6 protein-coding genes are annotated in these 17,254 nt (G+C 68.7%); all 6 read left to right on the top strand.

Annotated features, from left to right (window positions below; all coding sequences use genetic code 11):
- Positions 1 to 372: 372 nt before the first annotated feature.
- From AWC07_RS25950 to AWC07_RS25925, 6 genes are read left to right on the top strand one after another with little or no spacing between them, the layout of a single operon-like run.
- The gene (locus tag AWC07_RS25950; protein WP_036413973.1) at positions 373 to 1,704 is read left to right on the top strand and encodes a beta-ketoacyl [acyl carrier protein] synthase domain-containing protein; all 1,332 of its coding nucleotides are present in this window, start codon (positions 373 to 375) and stop codon (positions 1,702 to 1,704) included.
- Positions 1,704 to 4,862, top strand: coding sequence for a mycobactin polyketide synthase MbtD (gene mbtD / locus AWC07_RS25945; protein ID WP_084293545.1), 3,159 nt, complete (start codon positions 1,704 to 1,706; stop codon positions 4,860 to 4,862). The genes AWC07_RS25950 and mbtD overlap by 1 nt, the downstream gene beginning before the upstream one ends.
- A complete protein-coding gene (locus AWC07_RS25940) occupies positions 4,855 to 11,355 on the top strand; it encodes a non-ribosomal peptide synthetase (RefSeq protein ID WP_051508012.1) in 6,501 nt (2,166 codons plus the stop codon). Before mbtD ends, AWC07_RS25940 begins: the two co-directional genes overlap by 8 nt.
- Positions 11,352 to 15,770 carry a non-ribosomal peptide synthetase gene (locus AWC07_RS25935; protein ID WP_036414002.1) on the top strand — a complete coding sequence of 1,473 codons (4,419 nt, stop codon included), beginning with the start codon at positions 11,352 to 11,354 and terminating at the stop codon, positions 15,768 to 15,770. Before AWC07_RS25940 ends, AWC07_RS25935 begins: the two co-directional genes overlap by 4 nt.
- Positions 15,767 to 17,053: an NADPH-dependent L-lysine N(6)-monooxygenase MbtG gene (gene mbtG / locus AWC07_RS25930; protein WP_036413970.1), complete on the top strand. Its 1,287-nt coding sequence runs from the start codon at positions 15,767 to 15,769 to the stop codon at positions 17,051 to 17,053. Before AWC07_RS25935 ends, mbtG begins: the two co-directional genes overlap by 4 nt.
- Complete coding sequence (locus AWC07_RS25925; protein ID WP_036413968.1) at positions 17,031 to 17,252, top strand: MbtH family protein; 222 nt, start codon at positions 17,031 to 17,033, stop codon at positions 17,250 to 17,252. The genes mbtG and AWC07_RS25925 overlap by 23 nt, the downstream gene beginning before the upstream one ends.
- The last annotated feature ends 2 nt before the right edge of the window (positions 17,253 to 17,254 follow it).

Raw genomic sequence — 17,254 nt, 5'->3', positions numbered from 1 at the left:
GAATATTCGGAACTGATCGTTGGGCGGGAGGTGGCGATGGTGGCATTGCACCTGGGTTGCCCTAGGTTCGGCCGGTACCAGCATGGGTACGGGCGGACCTATGGCTCGGCCGGACTTGGCCCAGTGAAGTGCGGCGATGCTGGATGCGACGTCCGACGATCGGTCGCCGCGCGCCGGGCCTGGGGAGACGGCCCCGCTAGTGGCCTGCCTAGATGGCGTGACCACACGCAGGCGACGAGATCGGCACTGCGGTGCTGACCGCAGCGCTACCAGTGCGGGATCTCTTCGGACGCAGCGCGCCCGGCGACGCCTACGCCCGCGCCGGTTGCGTCTACCCGAACATCACTACTTCAGCTCGTCAGGCCGTCTCCGATGTCTGACCCCCAGGCGAGCACCGTCGTCGACCCCGATCCGATCGTCATCGTCGGCATGGCGATCGAAGCGCCCGGCGGTGTCGACACCGCGGAGGGCTACTGGGACTTCCTGTCGCAACGACAGGAAGGGTTGTGCCCGTTGCCCACTGACCGGGGCTGGCCGATCCGCGACCTGCTGACCGGATCCTGCCGTGAGGGATTCAAGAAGATCCGCAATTGCGGCGGCTTCTTGACCGGGGCGGCGACCTTCGATCCGGCGTTCTTCGGCATTTCGCTGCGTGAGGCCATTTCGATGGACCCGCAGCAGCGGGTTGCCTTGCGAGTCGCCTGGCGCGCCCTGGAAGGCAGCGGTATCAACCCCGACGACCTGGCCGGACACGACGTGGGTTGCTATGTCGGCGCCTACCTCACTGGATACGGCCCCGACATGGCGGAGTTCTCCGGCCACAGCGGACGCTTGCTCACCGGGACCGCTTCCGGGGTGATCTCCGGCCGGATCTCCTACCTGTTGGGACTGGCCGGCCCGGCGTTGACGATCGACTCCTCCTGCTCGTCTGCGCTGGCCGCACTTCACGTTGCGGTGCAGGCATTGCGGGCCGGCGACTGCGACATGGCCCTGGCCGGCGGGGTCACCGTGATGGGCTCTCCCGGCTTCTTCGTCGAGTTCTCCAAGCAGCACGCCCTGTCCGACGATGGCCACTGCCGCCCCTACAGCGCGCAAGCCAGTGGCACCCTCTGGGCCGAGGGTGCGGCAATGTTTGTCCTGCAACGGAAGTCGGTTGCGCTGCGCAACGGCAGGCGAATCGTCGCAGAGGTCCGCGCCAGCGCGCTCAACCAGGACGGCCGCAGCGCGGGGCTCGCCGCCCCGTCGAGTGCCGCGCAGAGCCGCCTGTTTCTGCGGGCCATGGCCCAAGCAGGGCTCGGGCCCGAACAGATCGGCATGATCGAGGGACACGGCACCGGCACCCGGCTCGGTGATCGCACCGAATTGCAGGCGCTGGCCGAAACCTACGGCAACACCGAACCGGGTCGCGGCGCCCTGCTGGGGTCGGTGAAGTCCAACTTCGGCCATGCGCAGGCCGCCGGCGGAGCGCTCGGTCTGGCCAAGGTTCTGGTCGCCGCTGACCATGGCGCGGTGCCACCCACCCTGCACGCCGCCGAGGCGAGTCGGGAAATCGATTGGGACAGCCAGGGTTTGCGACTAGCACAGGAACTGACCCCGTGGCCGGCCGCGGACGGGCAACGGATCGGCGCCGTCTCCGCCTTCGGCATCAGCGGCACCAATGCCCATCTCATCGTCTCGATGGCATCGATAGCAGGCGCCGCATGATGGCCACGCACCGACTTCCCGATAACCGCGTGCCGGTGCTGCTCAGCGCACATGAAGAAGAGCTGATCGGTCAGGACGCCGCGGCCATCCTCGACTACCTCGGGCACCTCGGGGCGCAACCCGGAACCGACGACGTGACCCCGGCAGTGGCGGCCACGCTGCTGCGCACCCGGCGGGTGCGCCGCCACCGCGCGGTCGTGCGGGCCGCCGACCGCGCTGAACTCCAGGCCGGGCTGCGCGCACTGGCCGCTGGTGAACAGCATCCGCTGGTCGCCCGGTCTTCGGAGAACGCCACAACGCGAACCGCGTTCGCGTTCCCGGGCCAGGGCAATCAGTGGCCCTCGATGGGAGCCGAGGCGTACCAGCGTCTTCCGGCGTACCGGGCGGAGGCGGACCGATGCGCGCAAGCGTTCGTCGCTGCGGGTTTGCCTTCGCCGCTGCCTTATCTGTTAGGCGAGACTCCAGCCGGCGCGAGGGCCGGCAGGAGGGCCGGCTCGACAGCCGGCTCGAGGGCCGGCACGGACCGCGGCTGGTCGCAGATCGACGTCCAGGGAGCACAATTCACCCACGCCGCCAGTCTGGCGCAGCTGTGGCGATCCTGCGGAGTGCTGCCCGACCTCACCATTGGGCACAGTCTGGGAGAGGCGGCGGCCGCTTATGTGGCCGGCACCATCACGCTGGCGGACGCGGTCGCCGTCGTAGCCGCCCGGGCCACCGTGGTCGGCCGGCTGTCGGGCCGCTACGGCATGGCGGTCCTCAGCATGGGCGCCGATCAGGCTGAGCGATTGATCGCCGAAACGCCGGGCTGGCTGGAAGTTTCGGCAGTCAACTCGCCGTCGTCGAGTGTCGTTTCCGGGGACCGCCACGCAGTGGCCGCCATCGTGGGACGGGCCGAAAAGGACGGCATTTTCGCCCGCAAGCTGACCGTTGACTATCCGGGGCACACCAGCAAGCTGGAATCGCTGCGCGACACGTTGAGCGAACTGCTGCCCGCATCGAAGTTCTTGGACGCACCGGTGGAGTTCGTCGGCTCGACTCGCGGCGACGTGGTCACGCCAGACACCGACTTCACCGACTACTGGTACCAAAACCTGCGCAACACAGTCAGATTCGATCGGGCCGCGGCAACGGCCGGGCAACGCGGCGCGGGCACGTTCGTGGAAATGTCGGCGCATCCGTCGCTGCGCTACGCACTTGCCGAACTGGCCGAAGACGCCCTGATCGTGGGTTCGGGGCGCCGTGACGAACCCGTCGTGGAGCAGTTGTCCGCCAACATCGCCGCCGCCGCGGTGGCCAATCCCGGTTACCGCTGGCGAGACGTCGCGGGCGTCGGCGACCAGCCGCTGCTGCGGGGTTTCCCGACCGCGCCGATGCGGGCCATACATTTATGGGCCACCCCCGAGCCGTTGCCGCCGGCACCCGGGTCGGCTCTGGTGGTCGCCTACGAGCAGTGGGACCAGTTGCCGCCGCGCGACCGAAGTCAACACGACACGGCCGGCCGGGCGCGCACCGCCGTCGCGGTCGTGACGCCCGACTCGGCCGACGATCCGTTGATGCGCCGGCTGACCCGTGCCGTCCGGGCGCATCCCGCGTGCGACCTGAAGGACCCCGCCGAGGCGGAGATCGCCGTCATTATCGCACCGGCTCTGATGCAGCCGGACCCGATCGCCGCAGCCGGCCAACTCCGCAGCGGCGCGGGACAACTCGACTACCGCCACGCGGTCGGGCCGCGCTGTCGACGCGTCTGGCTGGTCACCAGCCGCGGTGAGCAGGTGGACGCCGGCGCACCGGTGGCGTTGCCGGCGCAGGCCGCGCTGGCCGCGATGCACCGCAGCGTCGGCTTCGAGTTCCCCGACCAGACATTCGCCCACCTCGACGTGCCGAGCCGAGGTATCGACAAGGCGACCGCCCACCGGTGCGTCGATGTGCTGCTCGACGATCACACCGAAGTCGCGGTGCGCGCCCACCATTCCGGCACCGGGCTCGATTGCTTTGTCCGGACGCTGCGCGAGTCCGCCGAATCCGCGCCCGAACGCGTCGACGCCGCGGCGCTGGACCACGTGGTCATCACCGGCGGCAACGGCACCATCGGCCTGCGGTACGCCCGGCACTGCGTTGAACACGGCGCCCAGCGGGTCACGCTGTTGAGCCGCAACGGCCTCGACCGGGCCGAGCTGGACCGGTTGACTGCGGGGTACCCGGCGCAGGTGCACGCCCCGGCTTGCGACATCACCGACACCGACGCGCTGGCGGCCGTTGCCGGCGAGTACGCCGGCCACGGCGCGTCGCTGTTGATCCACGCCGCCGGCGCAGCCCGCTTCGCCCCCCACGACCAACTCGGCGACCAGGAGTGGGCAGATGTGTTCTCCGCCAAGGTAACCGGGCTGATCCGAATGATCGACGGGTGGCCGCTGCGGCCGGATGCGCGGATCCTGCTGTGTTCCTCGGTGTCCGGAGTGTGGGGCGGCTACGGGCACGCCGGCTATGCGGCGTCCAACCGGATGCTCGACACGGTGGCCGCCCAGTTGCGCGGCAACGGACTGAACTGCATGTCGGTGCGCTGGGGCTTGTGGCAGGGCACCACGATCGCGGGCACCGACGACGTCGCCCGCATTGAGCGGTCCGGCTTGATCGCCATGGACCCCGACGCGGCGATCACGGCCAGTCTCGGGCGCCGTCACGGCGACCCGCTGATTCTGGCCGCCGACTTCGACCGCCTTCGCGTGTTCTTCGAAAGCCAGGGCGCCGCAATGCCGTTCGCGACAGCAACCACCGAACGCGACGATGATTCGGGGGCCGACGGAGACCGCCCGGACCAGCTATCGGTCAGCGATCTGGTACGCGCCGAGATCGCCGCGGCATTCAGTCTCGATGGTCCGGCGGCGGTCGACCTGAACGCGTCGCTGGTCGACCTCGGCGCGGACTCGATGCTGGCGCTGGACCTGCGTGACCGGTTGCGCCGGTGGACCGGCCAATCGGTGCCCGCGGCCCGCCTGCTCGGCGGTATCACCGGCGCCGAGCTGATCGGGATTCTGCAGTCGGCCCCCGGCGCGGACGGCCCGGCCGCAAGCCCGGAGTCAACCGCGGAGCCCGGGTCCACCGCGAATCCCGAAAGACGAGAAAAAAGACGAGAAAGGTTGACATCCTCGCGTGACTGACACCGACCAAGACTTGACGTCGTGGCGCGCTGGGCCGGCCGAACCTGACTTGGCCTGGTCCGCGTCACCATCCCAGGACTCACAGCAGGACGCCAGTCCCCCGCTGTCCGATAGTCAGCGCCGGCTGTGGTTCGTGCAGTCGGTCGATCCGAGCAGCTCGCTGCTCAACATCTGCGCGTCCTACCGGCTGACAGGAACCGTCGACGTCGGGCGGTTGCACCGGGCGCTGGACGCCGTGGCGGTTCGGCACCCGGTGCTGCGCACCACCTATCACGCCGACGACGACGGCGATCCGCGCCCGATGGTGCACGCTGACCTGCGGCCCGGCTGGACCCAACACGACCTGTCCGGGCTGGCCGAGCAGGCCCGGCGGTTGCGGCTGGAAGTGCTGGCGCAACGGGAGTTTCGCCGTCCTTTCGATCTGACCGCCGACTCCCCGCTGCGGGTCACCGCGGTGCGGCTGGGCGCCGATGAGCTGATGCTGTTGATCACCGCCCATCACATCGCCTGGGACGACGGATCGTGGGGCCCGTTCTTCACTGACCTGACCCGCGCCTATTCCGACCCCGACGGCCTCGACGGCGCGACGCCGCCGGTATCGGCCGCTGCCGCCGGCACCCTCGACGAAGATCTCGCCTATTGGCGATCGTTGATGTCGGATCTGCCCGAGCCGCTGGAACTTCCGGGCGCCAACGGATCGGCGGTGCCCAGCACCTGGCGAGCGCAACGGGTGTCGACGCACCTGTCCGCGGACACTCTCGACCGGGTCACGGCGCTGGCCGGCGAGTGCGGCGCCAGCCCATACCTGGTGATGCTGGCCGCATTCGCCGCGCTGATCCACCGCTACACCCATGCCACGGATTTCCTGATCGCAGCACCGGTGACGGACCGCAACGCCGGAGCCGAGAATGCTATCGGCTATTACGGCAACACCGTCGTGGTGCGCGCCCAACCGCAACCCCGGCAAACATTCCGCGACCTACTGGCGCACACCCGCGACATCACTACCGGGGCTTTCGCCCACCAGCACGTCAACCTCGACTGGCTGGTGCGGGAGTCCAACCCCGACCGCCGCCACGGCGCCGACCGGATGACCCGGGTGAGCTTCGGTCTCCGCGAATCCGATGGCGGCGGCTTCTGCCCGCCCGGCGTGCAGTGTGAGCGTGGCCATCTGTGCGGTCAATTCAGCCAGTTGCCCCTGAGCTTCACCCTGGAACTGTCCGGAACCGGGGCGCTGGTGGAGGCCGAGTATCTCGTCGAGGTGCTCGATCCGTCGCTGGCCGCTCAGCTGCTCGAGCATTACGCCATCCTATTGGACAGCGCCCTGGCCGACCCCGACACCGAGCTGAATCGATTGCAGCTGTTCGGTGCCGGCGAGGCCGAGTGGCTGCGGAACGTCGCCACCGGCCAGGAGTTCTCGACACCACCGACCACCATGCCGGCGTTGGTGGCCCAACGCGCAGCGACGTCGCCCGATGCCGTCGCCGTCGTCTACGAGGGCCGTCATTACAGCTACCGCGAGCTCAACGAAGAAGCAAACCGATTGGCGCACTGGCTGATCGACCAGGGTATCGGCACCGAGGACCGGGTCGCCGTGCTGCTGGACAAATCTCCCGAGCTGGTCATCACCGCGTTGGGCGTCCTCAAAGCCGGAGCCGTCTACCTGCCGGTCGACCCGACCTATCCGGAGGACCGGCTGTCCTACATCCTCGGCGACGCCGAGGCCACACTCGTGCTGCGCGAACCGGTTACCGACCTGGCCGGGTATTCGCCCGCCGACCCGGCCCCCGACGAACTGGTCCGGCCGCTGCGGCCGGACAACACCGCCTACCTGATCTACACCTCCGGATCCACCGGGCTGCCCAAGGGGGTGCCGGTGCCGCATGCCCCGGTCACCGAATACTTCGTCTGGTTCGGCGACGAGTACCAGGTCGACGAGACCGACCGGCTGCTGCAGGTGGCCTCGCCGGGGTTCGACGTGTCCATCGCCGAGATCTTCGGGCTGCTGATCTGTGGCGGGCGGCTGGTGATTCCGCGGCCGGACGGTTTGCGCGACATCGGTTATCTGACCGATCTGCTCTACCGCGAGGGCATCACCTCGATGCATTTCGTGCCGTCGCTGCTCGGCCTGTTCCTGTCGCTGCCCGGCGTCAACCAGTGGCGCACCCTGCGCCGGGTGCCGATCGGCGGCGAGCCGCTGCCGGGTGAGGTCGCCGACAAGTTCCACGCCACCTTCGACGCGCTGTTGTACAACTTCTACGGGCCGACCGAGACCGTCATCAACGCCACCAGCTACCAGGTCGAAGGCACCCAGGGCACCCGGATCGTCCCGATCGGCCGGCCCAAGATCAACACCCAGGTGTATCTGCTCGACGATGCGCTGCAGCCCGTCCCGGTCGGGGTGATCGGCGAAATCTACATCGGCGGAACGCATATGGCGCACGGTTACCACCGCCGGCCGGCACTGACCGCCGAACGCTTCGTCGCCGACCCGTTCACCCCCGGCGGCAGGCTGTACCGGTCCGGGGACTTGGCGCGCCGCAACGCCGACGGCGACATCGAGTTCGTCGGCCGGGCCGACGAGCAGGTGAAGATCCGCGGCTTCCGCATCGAACTCGGCGAGATCGCCGCGGCCATCTCGGTCGACCCCAGCGTCGGGCAGGCGGTCGTGATCGCCAACGATCTGCCGGGTCTCGGCAAGAGCCTGGTCGGCTACGTCACCCCGTCCGGCGGCAACACCGAAGCCGTCGACGTGGACCGTATCCGGGCCCGGGTGGCGGCCGCGCTGCCGGACTACATGACCCCCGCCGCCTATGTCGTCCTCGACGAAATCCCGATCACGACGCACGGCAAGATCGACCGGGACGCCCTGCCGCAGCCCGAGATCGCGTCGGCCGCCGAATATCGCGAACCGACCACGGCATCCGAGCGCACCGTCGCCGGCTTGTTCACCCAGTTGCTGGGCCACGACCGGGTGGGTGTGGACGACTCGTTCTTCGACCTCGGCGGGCACTCGCTGGTGGCCACCAAGCTGGTCGCCGCGATCCGCTCCGAATGCGGTGTCGAACTCGGCATCCGCGACGTCTTCGAGCTGGCTACGGTGGCGCGGCTGGCCGAACGGGTTGACCAGTTGCAGTCGGGTGCGGTCACTTTCAAGCGGCCCAAGCTGGTCAAGACCTCACACGAGGGTCCGCTGCCGCTGTCGGCCGCCCAGCTGCGAACCTGGTTCGCCTACCAGATCGAGGGACCCAGCGAGGTCAACAACATCCCCTTCGCGGCCCGGTTGAGCGGGCCCTGCGATGTCGATGCTCTGGTCGCCGCCGTCGGCGACGTGGTCCGGCGCCACGAGATCCTGCGCACCACCTACACCGAAATCGACGGTGTGCCTTACCAAGTGGTCCAACCGGCCGCTGAGCTGCCGGTGCGGCAGGCCTCCGGGGAGGGTGAACAGTGGTTGCGGCAGCAGCTGGACACCGAGCGCCACTACAGTTTTCAGCTGGACCGCGAATGGCCGATCCGCGCCGCGGTGCTGCACACCGGTGACGAGCACGTGGTGTCGTTGGTGGTGCACCACATCGCGATCGACCACTGGTCGGGCGGAGTGCTCTTCGCCGACCTGCTCACCGCCTACCGCGCTCGCCACGCCCGGCAACAACTGTCGTGGGCGCCGTTACCGCTGCAATACGCCGATTACGCGGCCTGGCAGGGCGAGTTGTTGTCGGGGCAGGACGAACACTCCAGCCTCGCCCGGGCGCAACGCGACTACTGGGTGCGCCAGCTGGAGGGCATACCCGAGGACACCGGGCTGCGGCCCGACCTGCCGCGCCCGGCGGTGCCCAGCGGTGCCGGTGACTCCGTCGAATTCAGCATCGATGCGCCGACTCGCGCCAGGCTCGCCGAGCTGTGCCGTGAGCTGGGCATCACCGAGTTCATGCTGTTGCAGTCGGCGGTCGCCGTGGTGCTTAACAAAGCCGGTGGCGGCGTGGACATTCCGCTGGGCACGCCGATTGCGGCGCGTACCGAGCCCGAACTGGACCAGCTGATCGGCTTTTTCATCAACATCCTGGTGCTGCGCAACAACTTGGACGGCAACCCGTCGCTGCGCGAAGTGCTCAGCCGGGCGCGCGACACCGCGCTGGCCGCCTATTCCCACCAGGATCTGCCGTTCGACCGGGTCGTCGACGCGGTGAGCCCGGTACGCACGCTGTCGCGCAACCCGCTGTTCCAGACCGTCGTGCACGTCCGCGATCACCTGCCCGCTGAACGGGTCGTCGACACCAGCGCAGCCGGAAGTACGGTATTCACCGCGCTGGAGCCGACATTCGACATCGCGCACGCCGATCTGAGTGTCAACTTCTTCGCGATTTCCGATGCGGAAAAGGCCGAGTATCGGGGCAACATTCTCTACCGCACCGAGCTGTATCACCGCAGCACGATCGAGCGCCTGGTCGGCTGGCTGTTGCAGGTCATCCACGCGTTCGCCGGCGACGTCGACCAGCGGCTGCGCGACGTGCAATTGCCCGACGCCGAAGAACGGCAACGCATTCTCACGCAGTGGAGCCGTGGCCCCGAGCCGCCGGCCGAACGTCCGCGCACGATCGCCGAGCTGCTCGAGCCCAGCCGCCGGTGGGGCACCGATCGGATCGCCCTGCGCTGCGGCGACGAGCAGATCGATTACCCTGCGCTGCATCGTCGTTCGGACAACTTCGCGCAGCTGCTGGTCGCCCAGGGCGTGGGACCCGGATCACTGGTGGGCCTGTCGACGCGGCGCTGCATCGACATGGTGGTCGCGTTGGTCGGCATCATGAAAGCCGGGGCCGGCTTTTTCCCGCTGGATCCCGGTTACCCACTGGCACGCAAACAGCTGATGCTGGACGACGTCAAGCCGCGGGTCGTTGTGGTGACGTCCGAGGCCATGGACACCATGCCGGAATCGCCTGAGGTGACGTTCATTTCGCTCGACGACCCGGCGGTGCAGGAGGCTCTGGACAGTGAGCCTTCGATGGATCCGTTGCCTGCCGCGCATCCGGACGACCCGATGTATCTGGTCTTCACCTCAGGGTCGACGGGCACCCCCAAGGGCGTCTTGGGCACTCACCGGGCGATGACCACCCGGCTGAACTGGCAGCTCTGGAATTACCCGGTAACCGGCACCGACACCCGCCTGGCGCAGGCGTCGTGGACCTTCCTCGAAGGGTGCATGGAAACCTTGGGTGGCCTGGCGGCAGGGGCCACCACGATCCTGGCCGGCGACGCCGAGCACCGCGATCCCGAGGCGCTGGCCTCGCTGATCCAGCGTCACTCGGTGGCCCAGGTCACCGCGGTGCCCAGCCTGGTCTCGACCATCGTCGACGCGTGGCCCCAAGCACTGCGGTCGTTGCACCGGCTGGTGTGCGGCGCCGAGCCGCTGACCGCGTCACTGCAGGAGCGGCTGCTGGCCAACTACGGCTCCGACGGTTCGGGTTCCGGCCCGCAGCTGCTGAACAACTTCGGCGCCACCGAAACGTCCGGCGCGCTGGTCCGCGGACCGATGACCCCGCCGGTGCCGCTGCTGGGCACCCCGATGCCCGACGCGCAGGTGTATCTGCTCGACGACGGCCTGAACCCGGTGCCGCCCGGCGTGGTCGGCGAATTGTATTACGCCGGTGGTCAGTTGGTGCGCGGGTATTGGAAACGGCCCGGCCTGACGGCAGCGCGGTTCGTGGCCAACCCGTACTCCCGCGAAGCCGGCGCGCGGTTCTACCGCAGCGGCGACCGGGCCCGCTGGACGGAGGACGGTCGACTCGAATTCGTTGGCCGCACCGACCATCAGGTCAAGGTGCGCGGGTTCCGCGTCGAACTGGGCGAGGTGGAAGCCGCCTTGAAGGCCGCCGACGGGGTGGCCGTGGCGGCGGCGCGCACCTGGGACGTCGACGGCAGCACCACCTTGGCAGGCTATGTGGTGCCGCATCACCCTGCCGCCGGCGAGGAAGCGAAATCCGCCTTCGCATCGGCGGTTCGGGCCGAAGTCGCCGCGGTGCTGCCGGGCTACATGATGCCCTCGTCGATCACCGTGCTCGACGAGATGCCCAAGACCGAGTCGGGCAAGCTGAACCGGCCCGGCCTGCCGCGGCCGTCGGTGAGCACCACCGGACACCGCGAGCCGCCGGCTACCGACACCGAGCGGGCGCTGGCCGAGGTCTTCGTCGACCTGCTGCCGATCACCGAAATCGGGCGCTTCGACAACTTTTTCACGCTCGGCGGCGACAGCATCCTGTCGGTGCAGCTGGCGGCGCGGGCCCGGGCCGCCGGTCTGCCGGTCAGTCCGCGACTGGTGTTCGAGAACCCGACCGTGCAGCAGTTGGCTGCCGCGCTGGACTCCAGTGGCGCCGCCCTGGACTCCCGAGGGGCCGACGCCGCTGCCGAGGCAGATACCCACCACGCGCCGATGAGCACTTCCGGGTTGTCCGCCGAACAGCTGGCGGCGGTGATGCAATCGTGGGGCAAGCGATGACCGCCACCGAAACCGGTGCGCCCTCAGGCATCGAAGACGTGATGGCGCTGAGTCCTTTGCAGGAAGGGCTGTATTCGCTGACGGTGCTTTCCGGGCTGGCCGATGCCCATGACGGCTCTCCGGTCGACGACCCGTACCTGGTCGGGATCGCCGCCGATATCGCCGGTCCGCTCGACGTCGAGCTGCTCAAGGACTGCGCGGCCAAGATGTTGATGCGCCACCCGAACCTGCGGGCCAGCTTCGTCAGCCGCGACATCCCCCGGCCGGTGCAGATCGTGCCGTCGTGGGTCGAGTTGCCCTGGCGTCAAGTTGCCGCCGAGCCCGCGGAAATCGAAAAACTGTCGGCCGCGGAACGGTCTCGGCCGTTCGACTTCGAAAAGACACCGGCGATCCGCTTCCTGCTGATCGAATTATCGTATGCTCGTTGGCATTTGGTGATAACCGCGCATCACATCGTGATCGACGGGTGGTCGCTGCCGGTGTTCGCAGCGGAGATGATCACGCTGTACGGGGCGGGCGGTGACCTGGACGCGCTGCCGGTCAACCCGCGGCCGTACCGGGATTACATCGGGTGGCTGGCCGGACGTGACCGCTCGGCCAGCGAGCGGGTGTGGCGCGAGCACCTGGCCGGGTTGCCCGGCCCGACGCGATTGGCGGCGTCGATGGCCAGCGAAGCGCCGCGCACCGGACTGCCGCGGCGCACCGAATTGCGAACCGACCGTCAGACCACCGCGCGGTTGAGCGACGGTGCCCGCTCCCACGGAATCACCGTGAGCACCTTGATGCAGATGGCCTGGGCGCTGGTGTTGTCACGGCTGACCGACCGCGACGACGTCGTGTTCGGCGTCACGGTGTCGGGCCGGCCCGCCGAACTGTCCGGTGTCGAAACCATGATCGGGTTGTTCATCAACACCGTGCCGCTGCGGGTGCGACTCGATCAGCACACCGCCGTCGGTTCGCAATGCGTTGCGCTGCAACGAAATGCAGCGGCGCTGCGGGACCACAGCTACCTCAGCCACGCACAACTGCGGGCGATCGGCGGCGTCGGCGAGATGTTCGACACGCTGCTGGTCTACGAAAATTTTCCTACCGCCGGACTGGCCGAATCCGGTGAATTGACCGCAGGCGGCGTGACATTCCGGCCGGCCGGGCTGGAGAGCGTGACACATTTCCCGGTCGCGCTGGCCGCCCACCTGGACGACGGACAGCTGGTCATGTTCGTCGAGGTGCTCGACGGCGCACTGGGTGCGACCACCGCGGAGATGCTCGGCCGGCGCGTGCTGGCCACCGCCGAGCGGCTGCTGTCGAGTTGGGAGCGCCCGCTGCGCCAGGTCAGCGTGCTGTTCGACGAAGAGACCCGGCCGCTGCGCGCCGCCGGCACCGCACCGGCCCGCCCGACAGCAGGCGTTCACACCCGCTTCGCCGCGGTTGCGCAGGCCAGTCCCGACCAGGAGGCGCTGAGCTGGACCTCCGGGTCCATGTCCTACGGCGAGCTGGACGCGGCGGCCAACCGGCTGGCCGCGGTACTGATCGATCACGGCGCCGAGCCGGAATCGCCGGTGGCGGTGCGGCTTTCCCGTAGCCCGCAGTATGTCGTCGCGCTGCTCGCGGTGCTCAAAGCCGGCGCTTTATGCGTGCCGCTGGAACCGGGGACGCCGCCGGAGCGGGTGGAGTCGATCCTGCGCCAGACCGGTGCCACCATCGTCATTGACGAGGATCTGGTGACAGCCTCGGAGGCGCCCGACCAGGCCGACGATTTCCGCCCCGCCGACGTCGACCCCCGGCAGTCCGCCTACATCGTCTTCACCTCCGGGACCACCGGAGAACCCAAGGGCGTCATCGGAACCCACGCCGCGCTGGGTGCCTATGCCGACGACCACATCGACACCGTGCTGCGGCCCGCCGCCGCCAGGCTGCAGCGTCGGCTGCGTATCGCACACGCCTGGTCGTTCGCGTTCGACGCGGCCTGGCAGCCGCTGGTCGCCCTGCTCGACGGCCACACCGTGCACGTCGTCGACGAACGCACCCAGCGCGACGCCGAGTCGCTGGTCCACGCGATCGCCGAGCACCGTATCGACATGATCGACACCACCCCGTCGATGTTCGCCCAGCTGCGAGCCTTCGGCTTGCTCACGACCGTCCCGCTGGCGGTGCTAGCGCTGGGCGGCGAAGCCGTCGCCCCGCCGACCTGGAACATGATCCGCGACGCCTGCGCGCGCGGCGGGATGGCGGCCTACAACTGCTACGGCCCCACCGAAACCACCGTCGAGGCAGTGGTCGCCGACATCACCGAGCACCCGGCGCCGTCGATCGGGCGCCCGACCCAGCAGAGCCGCGCCTATGTCCTGGACTCGGCGCTGCGCCCGGTGCCCCACGGCGCGGCCGGTGAATTGTATGTTGCAGGCGCACAATTGGCGCGCGGCTATCTCGGACGTCCCGGTGAGACGTCGCATCGGTTCGTCGCCGACCCGTTCGGGTCTGGGGAGCGGATGTATCGCACCGGCGACGTGGTGCGCCGCCAGCCCGACGAGTCGCTGCAGTATCTGGGCCGCGCCGACGAGCAGGTGAAGATCCGCGGCTACCGGGTGGAACCCGGCGAGATCGCCGCGGCGCTGCAGGCGCACCCGGGGGTGCGTCACGCCCATGTCGTGGTCCGCGAACACCAGGGCGGCGCCCGGTTGACGGCCTGCGCCGCGACCGCGAACGGCTCCGAGCCCACCGAAGCCGAGCTGCGGGCCATGCTCGGTGAGCGGCTGCCGCGCTACATGGTGCCGCAGCGCATCGTCGTCGTCGATGAGATCCCGCTGACCGCCAACGGCAAGCTGGACGAGTCCGCGCTGCCCGACGTCGATGCCGGCGCAGTTGAGTCCGCACCCGAGACGGCCACGGAATCCGCAGTGGCCGCGTTGCTTTCGGAGATGTTGCAGATCCCCGAGGTCGACGTGACCGCAGATTTCCTGGAATTGGGACTGGACAGCATCGTGGCGCTTTCGGTGGTCCAGGCGGCGCGCCGCCGCGGCATCCCGCTACGCGCCCGGCTCATCCTGGAATGCAACAATATTCGCGAACTCGCCGCCGCGATCGACGCCGAAACCACGGGCACTGCCCCCGACATCGAGCACAGCACCGAACCGATTCCGTTGCTGCCCAACGCGATTTGGGTCTATGAATACGGCGAGCCGCGGCGGATGGGACAGGTCGAGGCCATCCGGCTGCTCGAGGACATCACCGCAGAGCAGCTGCGAGCTGCGCTGACCGCCATCGTCGACAGCCACGAAGTGCTGCGTACCCGACTGGACCGAACCAGCATGACCCTGGTGCCCACCCCCGTTGGAGACTTCTTCGACGAGGCTGCGGTGTCCGGTGATCTCCGGGCAGCGGTCACCGCACACGCCGAACGGGCGCTGGAACGCCTTGACCCCGAGCGTGGTTCGCTGCTCTCCGCCAGTTGGCTGCGGCCGCCGAGCGGACCGAGCGTGCTGCTGCTGGCCGCACATGTGCTGGCGATGGACCCGGCGTCGTGGCGGGTGGTACTCGGTGAACTCGATGTCGCCTTGCACGCGCTGGCCGGCGGCCACTCACCCGCGCCTGTTCCCGAGCACACCAGCTACCGGCGGTGGGCCCAAGCGCTCATGCGGCGCGCCGAAACCATTGACACCATACCGTTTTGGCTTTCCCAGCTCCAGGGTGAGGACCCGGATCTGGGTGCCCGACGGGTCCAGGCCGACCGTGACCGGACCGCCGGCCTGCTGATCCGTGCCGCAGTGACCGACACCGACATCACGGGTCGACTGCTGGCCTCGGGTGTGCCGATGTTCGACCTGCTGGTCGCGGCGGCGGCGCGGACGGTGACCCGGTGGCGACAGCGCCGGGGTCAGCCGACGCCGGCACCGCTGCTGGCCCTGGAAACCCACGGCCGCACCGACGCTCTGGTCGACGACCCCGACGGCACAATTGACACCACCGACACCGTGGGCCTGCTCAGCGCGATCTATCCGCTGCGAGTGCATTCCACCGACCTGCATCGCGTGATACAGCAATTGGCGCAAATCCCGGGCGGCGGAATCGATTACGGTCTGCTGCGCTACCTGCGCAGCGACACCGCGGCTGCGCTCAACGGTCTTCCAGGGCCGCAGCTGCTGCTGAACTACCTGGGCCGCACCGACGTCGGCGGAGTCTCTCAGGCCGGCGACGGCGTGCGCCTCGACCGCGAGCTGCTGGGCGGACTGCCGCCGCTGCCCGAACCGGATCTGGCGGTGCGTCATGAACTGGTCATCATGGCCACCCTGCTGGGCTCCGGCGACCAGCAGCTGCTGCTGACCCAGTGGCGCGCCCTGCCGGATATCCTCAGCGAGCCGGATCTGACCGCGCTGCAGGGTCTTTGGAATGAATCTCTCAGGGAGATCGTGACATGACTACGCTAGCGGTCGTCGGTGCCGGGGCCAAGGCGGTGGCCGTCGCCGCCAAGGCGTCGGTGTTACGCGCAATGGGTGTCGACACGCCTGACGTCGTCGCGGTGGAACGCACCGGGGTGGCCGCCAACTGGCAGGCCGGCGGCGGCTGGACCGACGGCGCGCAAAGCTTGGGCACTAGTCCTGAGAAGGACGTCGGCTTCCCGTATCGCTCGTCGCTGGTGCCGCGCCGCAACGCCGAGCTCGACGAGCGGATGACGTGCTACAGCTGGCAGGCGTATCTGATCGCTACCGGTCAGTTCGCCCAATGGATCGACCGGGGGCGCCCGGCGCCGACCCACGGCCGGTGGGGCCGGTATCTGCGCTGGGTGGCCGAGCGAATCGACATGACGGTGGTCTACGGGGAGGTCGACCGAATCGCCCTCGACGGCCGGCGCTGGGCCCTGCACACCCCCGAGCGCACCGTGCACGCCGACGGGTTGATGATCACCGGGCCCGGCCAAGCCGAACGGACCCTGCTGCCGGGCAATCCGCGGGTACTCTCCATCGCGCAGTTCTGGCATCGCGCCGCCCACCACGACCGGATCAGTGCGGAGCGAGTCGCGATGATCGGCGGCGGTGAAACGGCCGCGGCCATGCTTCATGAGCTGTTCCGGCACCCGATTTCGACGATCACCGTCATCTCACCGCAGGTCACGCTGTTCACCCGGGGCGAAGGCTTCTTCGAGAACTCGCTGTTTTCCGACCCGTCCGACTGGGCCGCCCTGACTCTGCCGGAACGACGCGACGCGATCGCACGCACCGACCGTGGAGTGTTCTCGTCGAGCGTGCAGGATGCGTTGATGGCCGACGACCGGATCCGGCACCTGCGCGGCCGGGTTGCGCACGCGGTCGATCGCGACCAGCAGATCCGGCTCACCCTGAGCACCGACCGGGGCACCGAAAACTTCGAAACCGTCCACGGTTTCGACCTGGTCATCGACGGCTCGGGGGTTGACGCGTTGTGGTTTACCACGCTGCTGAACCAGGATGCGCTCGACCTGCTCGAACTCGGCCTGGGCGGGCCGCTGAGCAGCGAGCGCTTGCAGGAGTCGATCGGCTACGACCTCGCCGTCAACAGCGTCATGCCGAAGTTGTTTTTGCCCGGTCTGGCCGGACTCAACCAGGGACCCGGATTTCCCAACCTCAGCTGCCTGGGACTGCTTTCCGACCGGGTGCTGGGCGCCGAGCTATCCCAAGACGACCCTTCGAGTAGGAGAAATGATGAGTACCAATCCCTTCGATGACGAGACGGGCACCTTTTGCGTGCTGGTCAACGACGAAGAACAGCACAGCCTGTGGCCCGCGTTCGCCGAGATTCCGGCCGGCTGGCGCAAGGTATACGGCGAAGCCGGCCGGGCGGATTGCCTGCAATACGTCGAGGAACACTGGACCGACATGCGGCCGAGGAGCCTGCGCGAGGCGGTGAATTCCCGACAGCCATAACG

The organism is Mycobacterium gastri (genome assembly GCF_002102175.1).
In the GTDB taxonomy this organism is placed as follows: Bacteria; Actinomycetota; Actinomycetes; order Mycobacteriales; family Mycobacteriaceae; genus Mycobacterium; species Mycobacterium gastri.
This window is presented reverse-complemented; position numbering and strand designations above follow the sequence as displayed.